This window comes from Litorimonas sp. (genome assembly GCA_029936425.1).
Classification (GTDB): Bacteria; Pseudomonadota; Alphaproteobacteria; order Caulobacterales; family Maricaulaceae; genus Litorimonas.
In genome coordinates, this window is the sequence record JAPYSU010000064.1 from 1 (window position 1) to 2,222 (window position 2,222).

A 2,222-nucleotide genomic window follows, 5' to 3' on the forward strand; every position below is an offset into this window, starting at 1 on the left:
CTGTGCCTTCAGTAGGTTTGCCTCATGCTCAAAGGGGATCAGGCCCTGGAAACTGTATGGGAGTATGTCCTCTTCTTTGTCGAAACACCGGTCTTCGCCATCATTGGCACAGGTACCAAGGGTCAAGCGAAAGGGAGTGCTTTCTTCATAGGAAGCGAATTCGAGCTCCTGTGCCCAGGACTTGAGGTCAGCGGTAGAGTATAGGGACACTGATGCTGCTGGATCATGTTCTATCTTCTGGTAAGCCAGTTCTCTGGGAAACTTGTCTGGTTTGGACATTATATTCAATCTTGGAAGACTCAAGAATCTTCCTGTTAGAACTTGAATGCCCTGCCTCCATTTTCTACAAGGAACCATTATTGCATTCTCACTGATGACATGTGATGGCAGAGACAGATATTGCTGTTTGTCACCTCTTGCTTTTTGACTAAGGGCACTTTGTCGAAGCAGCGATGGTGGGGCTGGGCTATCCTGACAGTGGGAGTACACTGGATGACACGAATTAAGTCTCCGGCGATTTGTATTTTGGTTCCTTTGGTTCCTGGCATATCAATGAGAGAATTACCACTGTTTTCTATCGCTCTGCAGAGTGGTGAAGTTTTGGCCAAATTTATTGCTTTTTCAATTTCCTCTTCAAGGTGATGACTTGTGCTTGAGATGGCAGCATCTATTTGCAGGCTAATTCTTAAATCTCGATGGTCCAAATTTTCCCATTCATCTTTTTTGAAATGGCCCTTTGCCATGTATACTCCTTCATGCTGGGTTTGATATATTTTGTTTGAAGCACATTTCAACGCCGCTATTTTCGGACTTTTCTGCTGCAAAACTAACTTTGACCCCTCAATCCCCACATAAGTATTATTTTCCTCTTTCTTCATGAACACATCTCTAATTCTTGCCAATGTACACCTGTCGGTCTCTGGAGGAGTCCACTGGTAGGTCCCGGATGACGTAACACATTTACCGTCATGGATGTTGCATCCGACCAGGCGGAGATGATCTCCTTCTGCCTCGAGATGGTGAGGTATTGGCTCGGTGAAGGTCATCTTCTTGATTGTGATTTTGCGAATCTTGACCATCATCATGAAGTTTATGGTGACTCCTCGAACGGTGCCAGGTTCTCCGCGGCACTGGGGCTTGTCAGGTGTCAGGCTCAAGGCACCCAAGGGGAAGTCGCTGAAGTGGCTGGTGCCTGGAACAGCGAGCTTGTGCTGCTTTCCTTTTTCAGCCACAAACATATTGGTTTCGATCCAATCTGAACATGAAGAAGGGGAAACTCTGGTGTCTCTCAGCAATTGTGGCGTTCGGAGCCAGAGTTGGTGACTCCACACCTGGTCCAAGTGGAAGATGAGTTATATAAATATAAATTATTCAATTATATAAATATAAATCCCTCACACAAAGGCCATGGTGTGGAAATGGTCAGTTTACCATACAACCGATAAAGAAGGATGAGGTTTGCATGGAACACCGGTAGCCACTTGCTGACTTGCGCTCCTGCTCCTGGAGGATGGTAATTGGCTCTGGGACCACCTTGGTCTTGACCATCCGGGGGGTGGCGCACACTGATGCTCTGTCGTACAAATGCATCTGGCGGGGATGGTCGCAAGACCAAGCCTTGACAGAGCGCCCGGCCGGGCTGGGAATGTGATGGGTGAGGGCCTGCGAGGCCGCTGCAACCCAAAGGGTAGAGAACACCACTGAGGCACTCCACTTCCCTGCGCGGCACATGGCTGACTGAAGTGTACTGCTCAGCCGCCATAGACTAACACTGGAAACAGGTTTCAGATGCTGAATTCCAATGTACACTGGGTGGCTTCATCCATGAATTATCAGTGTTATTTTATGTTAACAACTTGAGCCCCAGCTTTGGTTGTTTGCTTAATGTTATTCCGTACTTGATTCTATTTTCTTTTTGAGGGTCTTTTTCTTTTATCCCGTACTTGATTCTATTTTCTTTTTGTAGGTTTTTCTTCTTTTATTATTTTTTCCTTTGGTTTTCTTTGTGTTTTCTTGTTAATCCCTGGTACTAGATTTATTCGCCTCGGGCCTCTGCATTGTAGGTGACCGTTGGCACCATATTGAAACTCATCCGTTTCTTGACAATGCCTGAGCATGGAAGCACGATGTTTTTGAAACAGATTCCTCCAACTCGATATCCGCAGGCGACGGGAAAGAACAGCTGAAGTTGATCCCCAATGGATCCCAGCTCGTTCTGGTTC

At 46.5% G+C, this 2,222-nt stretch carries 3 protein-coding genes; all 3 read right to left on the reverse strand.

Annotated features, from left to right (window positions below; all coding sequences use genetic code 11):
• On the reverse strand, window positions 1–279 hold a 279-nt coding region (locus tag ACN0IC_RS15045; protein ID WP_416879577.1), incomplete at its 3' end, for a hypothetical protein.
• A gap of 77 nt (window positions 280–356) precedes the next feature.
• Window positions 357–1,238, reverse strand: a complete 882-nt coding sequence (locus ACN0IC_RS15050) for a hypothetical protein (protein WP_416879578.1) — start codon at window positions 1,236–1,238, stop codon at window positions 357–359.
• A 797-nt stretch (window positions 1,239–2,035) separates the two neighbouring features.
• On the reverse strand, window positions 2,036–2,222 hold a 187-nt coding region (locus ACN0IC_RS15055; protein WP_416879579.1), incomplete at its 5' end, for a hypothetical protein.